1 protein-coding gene and 1 pseudogene are annotated in these 1,944 nt (G+C 42.2%); both read right to left on the reverse strand.

What is annotated here, in order from left to right; all coding sequences use genetic code 11:
* Positions 1–112: 112 nt before the first annotated feature.
* Entirely contained in the window at positions 113–973 is an 861-nt protein-coding gene (locus tag GQR52_RS20280; protein WP_165729607.1) for an immunity 49 family protein, read from the reverse strand.
* A gap of 14 nt (positions 974–987) precedes the next feature.
* Positions 988–1,944 (reverse strand): annotated as a pseudogene (locus tag GQR52_RS20285) (type IV secretion protein Rhs); the annotation flags it as partial.

The raw sequence follows: 1,944 nt of genomic DNA on the forward strand, positions 1-1,944 counted from the left end.
CCATAAAAGTAGCCATTACTTGAAAGGTTAGGGCGCTAATCCTTTAAGGCTGCAGCGCCTAGCCTTACAACATTCATGTTGTTAAAGAGCGGGTAATTATTTATACGTTTGTTTATTCTGGTTTTGGTGGGTTAACATTAATTAACCAATCAGGAATATACTCATTTTCAATAGTGATTTGATAGCCTTTGACTTCTTTAGCGATAACGGCCATCGCGATAAGAGAAATTGCTAAACCTCCACTTCGGCTGCCTAAACGCTCCTCATCACTGTAATATTCTTTGTGCAGTAATAAAGCCTTTTCCATGGCGCTATTGTAGGCCTGCTCACCGTCTTCTGTGAAGATGGCTTCGATAACAGAGACCAACGGCCACTTGAGGCGGCTGGCATATAAATACGCTTCATCAATAGAGTAATCATCCGGGTTAGAGGTGACATACGCTTGCTCTAGCAGGTGTGCTAAGTCGGCGCTTGGATTGAATAGCCCTTTGAGTAAATCAGCTAAGGCGTAATCGAACGGTTTGAGTTGATTGCCGTAATTAGAGTTTACAAACACCTCATTATCTATGGTGGTTAAAAAATCAATGGCCTCTTGGTTGCGTACGATAATCGCGGCATATAAAGCAAGTAGCCAAACAGGATGCTCTGCGTTTTCAGGATTTTTCTTGCCAATGACTTCTAGGTATTCATCGTCATAAAAAAATGCAAAGGCTTGACCATCATTGGCGTTACTTTGAAAAATACCGTGCCCTAATTGTGACGCGCGTAGTAGGTATAACCAAGCGTGGTAGCTATTGGGGTTTTCAATGGCTTCCATTGGGAATGATTCAATTAAATTTCGTTTAAATTGAGTTTGCAGCCCTAAACTTGGGTTTTTTTGGATACGAGGGATGTTTTTTTCTTCGTGTTTTTTGTATCGCTCACACATGTGTTCATAACTTACTTTTGCAAAGCTGTAATGGCTTTTAATCATCTTAAAAAATCTCCTTAAAATCCGATATCAAAAATAGACACATCAATAACATCAATTAAGCCATTATCGTTGGCTTTTTGTTGTATGCCAATATACTCTAGCGTTCCATCTAGTTTTGCGTCTTCTAGTGAATCTAACATATCTTGAATACCCTCGACCTGCTTAGTAAAGGCTTCTTCGCCGACTTTACCATAGCGAGGGTCTTTTGTGAGTGTATCTAGTTTGGTTGTGTAATTATTAATCACAGAATCCATGTATTTGGCAGTTCCTTGCTGTGCGCGCTCTTCTCCTGCCATTCTGCTGCCCCATGTTGCATTACCGCCTTTGGCTTCCATGATAAGCACTTTGCCATCGTCGATAGTATACACTTGGTCAAACTCACCTTGCTTGCCGTTACCGGGTAATTTGGTGTTTAATGGTTTGGCGTTGGGGTAGTTTTGTTGTACATAAATGCGGGCGGCTTCTTCACCTAAGTCTTCACTGGCCAGTCGCATGGCTTTTTGTGCATCTTTTAATGCTTTAGCGTCTCCTGCTAATAGCGCGGCATCACGTTGTGCCACGGCGCTATTTCGCGCCATTTCGAGTGTTTTTAGACGGGCTCTTGCGGCTGAGTTTAAATTGCTGTGTTTAATTTTTAATTTTTGTGACAGGGTATTAAACACATCGATTTGGTCAGATACGGCCACTAACGCGCCATTTTCATAACGCAGTTTTGGTGGTTTACTGCCATCTATGCGCTGTATGATAACTTTACCGTCTGCATTGGTGTATGCACGGTAGTTGCCACGAATATCATCGGGTAGATTTTGCAATAAGTAGTCAGCATGGGCTCTCGCTGACACCTGCGTTGTTACGCCTCGATTGGTACCTGGTTGTAATGTTGCATCAGGTTTGTCAATGCGCTCAATTAACTTAGGCTGCTCAGGCGATACTGTGTGCGATATTGTTTTATCTAGCTGTTTGCGCTTAAG

This window comes from Pseudoalteromonas sp. 31A1, assembly GCF_011378815.1.
Classification (GTDB): Bacteria; Pseudomonadota; Gammaproteobacteria; order Enterobacterales; family Alteromonadaceae; genus Pseudoalteromonas; species Pseudoalteromonas arctica.